This is a genomic window from Desulfocucumis palustris, assembly GCF_002933875.1.
Taxonomy (GTDB): domain Bacteria; phylum Bacillota; class Desulfotomaculia; order Desulfotomaculales; family Desulfocucumaceae; genus Desulfocucumis; species Desulfocucumis palustris.
Map to the genome: position 1 here is coordinate 1 of NZ_BFAV01000081.1, position 2976 is coordinate 2976.

The 2976-nt window shown below is 46.6% G+C and carries 3 protein-coding genes; all 3 read left to right on the plus strand.

What is annotated here, in order from left to right; genetic code table 11:
* On the plus strand, positions 1–794 hold a 794-nt coding region (locus DCCM_RS06755), incomplete at its 5' end, for an Rpn family recombination-promoting nuclease/putative transposase (RefSeq protein ID WP_104371676.1).
* A gap of 205 nt (positions 795–999) precedes the next feature.
* Entirely contained in the window at positions 1000–1758 is a 759-nt protein-coding gene (locus DCCM_RS06760) for a transposase (protein ID WP_104371677.1), read from the plus strand.
* Between the two features lie 366 nt (positions 1759–2124).
* Entirely contained in the window at positions 2125–2403 is a 279-nt protein-coding gene (locus tag DCCM_RS19705; protein WP_373855401.1) for a transposase, read from the plus strand.
* Positions 2404–2976: the final 573 nt, after the last annotated feature.

Sequence of the window (2976 nt, forward strand, 5' to 3'; positions counted from 1 at the left end):
GGCTGCGGCTCCGGGACACCGAAGTGATCTTCTACGTGCTCCTGGAGTTGCAGTCAACTGTGGACCACACCATGCCCTTCCGTCTGCTGCAGTACATGGTAGAGGTGTGGCGGGACGTCTACAAGAACACACCGGATAATGAGCGGAAGCGCAAAGGCTTCAGGCTTCCGGCAATAGTGCCAGCCGTCCTCTACAACGGAAAGAGTGGCTGGACGGCCCGCAGGAGCTTCAGGGAGTACCAGTCTGGACACGGGATGTTTCCAGGGCGATTGCTGGACTTCTCCTACATCCTCTTCGACGTCGTCCGTTACGACCAAGAAGACCTGTACCGGGCGGCCAACGTGGTGTCCAGCGTTTTCTACCTGGATCAGACAGTGAACACCCGGGAGTTGGTGGCCCGACTCAGGAAGCTGGCCGACGTGCTGAAGGATATGGACCCGGAACAGTTCCGGCAGGTGATGGTGTGGCTGAGGAATGTGATCAGGCGCAAGTTGGCAGGACCACTGCAAGAAGAGGTTGACCGCGTGCTGGAGGAAACCGGACCCCGGGAGGTGGAGAAGATGATCACCAACATCGAGCGTGCACTGGACGAGATGAAGAGGCAGGCCTTAATGGAAGGCGAGTTGAAAGGAAAGGCCGACGGAAAAATTGAGGGCAAGGTTGAGGGCAAAGTCGAGACGACTAGGGCGGCGCTAAGGGAAGGGCTGGAAGTTGACGTAATTTGCAGGATAACCGGGCTGTCCATGGAGACCGTTTTGCAAGTGACACAAGGAGACGGTTCTTTTGTGTCATAAATAAAAGTCCCACATGTTTGCATGGAAGGCCGGTAGACCCCACGCGGATTACCCGGCTGTTTTCTTTTTTTGTTCTCCCTTATGCTCGTTTTTTCCCTTTCAGCCATGGAACCGGCTCAGCAGATAGCCAGTAGGACACAAGGGGACGGTTCTTCTGTGTTGTTATTCTTTCTTTCATATGTTAAACTAAAATAGGGGTGCGAGAATGCCGAGGGAAGCGAGAAGGAAAAGCAGCACAGGGCTTTACCATGTTATTTTAAGAGGGATTAATAGACAGAGAATATTTGAAGATGAGCAGGATTATGAAAAATTGTTTGAAACGCTGAAAGACTATAAAGAAAAAAGTGGTTACGAAATTTATGCTTATTGCTTTATGAGTAACCATATACATCTATTGCTTAAAGAAGGAGAAGAAGATTTAGGGAAAGTGTTCCAAAGGGTCGGAGCAACTTATGTATATTGGTATAATTGGAAGTATAATCGTCGGGGTCATTTATTTCAAGATCGATATAAAAGTGAATTAGTTGAAACTGATAGCTATTTTTTGACAGTCCTTCGATATATTCACCAAAACCCATTAAAAGCAGGTATGATAAAGGAGGTTTCAGAATATCTATGGAGTAGTTACAGAGAATACATAGAAAAGCCAAAGATTTGTGATATAGAGTTTGCTCTTAAATTTTTTTCTGAAAATCGAGAAATAGCCATAAGGTTATTTAAAGAATTTAATTCAGAAAAAAATAAGGATGAATGTTTGGAGTACGATCAATATATGAGATGGAAAGAACCAGAGGCCATAGATTTTATAAAAAAGATTTCTGGTGTTCAAAGTGCAATAGAAATCCAAAGCCTTGAAAAGGAAAGAAGAAATAACATTATAAAAAAATGTAAAGAGATAGGATTATCTATAAGACAAATTGAAAGATTAACTGGCGTTAGTTTTGGAGTGATTCGAAGAATATAGGAGCTCTATAAGGGGTCAGACTCTGCGGACTGGCAAAATTGAGGGCAAAGTTGAGACAGCCAGGGCGGCGTTGAGGTAAGAGTTGGAAGTTGACTTTATATGCAGGATAACCGGCTATCCATGGAAACTGTATTGGAACGAACCACATCGTGGGTTCGGACACTTTTGACCCAATTCATTGCGTCTCGTTGCTGCGCGGCACCCTCAAGAATAAAGCGGCGGAAGTCGTTGAATCCATTGAAGGCTTTCAAATGACCGAGCCCGCTTAGTGCGCGAGCACTACGATTTCCTTTTGGGCTACATTGGGAAACTGGAGCGTTCGATTGAAGCCTTGGCAGCTCCGTTCGACGGTGCTATCAACCTGCTTTGCACTATACCATGTATCCGAATCACTCTGCCGTCACCATCCTTTCAGAGATCGGCGACGACATGTCGCAGTTCGGCTCGGCGAAACGCCTTTGCTGCTGGGGCGGACTCACGCCCGATAACAACGAGTCGGCAGGGAAAAAGAAGTCGGTCCGCATCACCCGGGCCGGTGTCTACCTGAAACCGGCATTAGTTCAAGTGGCTCATGCTGCTGTTAAAGACCTGAAGCGCCCTTACTATAAAATCAAGTATGAGCGTATTATGCGGCGCCGGGGTTAGAAACGCGCCATCATCGCTATCGCTCGAATGATCCTGACAGCGATTTTTCACATGCTCTCCACCGGTGAACTTTGGAATCCCAGTGATTTACAACAGATAGATGTGCCGCCGGAAATCCGGGAGAAAGAACTGAAAAAGGATTTGCGCCAGCCTGTTCAAAAAGATAGGTCAGATAATTTAAAGGGGTTTGGGATGGTTCTCCTTGGCCGTCTCTATAATTCTGTAAATAATGGCGCTACTCCTTGAAGATTTGATGCCCTGGTCACACAGGATTACTGCCGCAACGCATAATATTGAATATGATGAACTAAACTCCGGCACGACTATCTGCATCGTGCCGGAGTTTGCTTGTCAATGCACCCGTTAATTGAGCGCTTACAAAATAACAGCACAGAAGAACCGTTCTTTGTGCTGTGCGCGAAAGAATTCCCAAAACCAGTCCGAACACAAAAATACCGTCCCCTTGTGTCCATTGTGTTGTGACTGCTTACGGAAACTGGCGATAAAGGAAACAGCGCCATTGCCGGTAACCAATATTTAATTGAGAAGTAGGAAATATGGCAATCGGAGCAG